1 protein-coding gene is annotated in these 427 nt (G+C 69.3%); it reads right to left on the reverse strand.

All coding sequences use genetic code 11. From position 1 onward, the window contains the following. The coding region (locus AC5P1B_RS35870) for a ketoacyl-synthetase C-terminal extension domain-containing protein (RefSeq protein ID WP_493892224.1) at positions 1 to 427 on the reverse strand (427 nt) is incomplete at both ends.

The following is a 427-nucleotide window of genomic DNA, read 5'->3' on the forward strand; positions in this document are numbered from 1 at the left end:
GATACCCCCGCAACCGAACCGCCTGCTCACGCACCACATCCCCACCACGCCCACACACCACCCAGGGAATCGTCACCGGGCCCACGGCCGACTGCTGGGCCATCGGCTCCGTTCCCGTCGCAGGGGCAGCTGAGTCAGCTTCCGCCGCCTGCGCTCCCTCGGGGTCGGAGGGTTGTTCAAGAATGAGGTGAGCATTGGTGCCCCCTACCCCGAAGGCCGAGACGCCCGCGCGGCGGGGCCGGTCGGTGCGAGGCCAGGGCCGCGCCTCGGTCAGCAGCGACACCGCTCCACTCGACCAGTCCACGTCCGGGGACGGCGCGTCGATATGGAGGGTCTGGGGCAGCAGTTCGTGCTGGAGCGCCATGACCATCTTGATGACGCCGGCTACGCCTGCGGCGGCTTGGGTGTGGCCGATGTTCGACTTCAA

It is taken from the genome of Streptomyces sp. A01 (assembly GCF_059026195.1).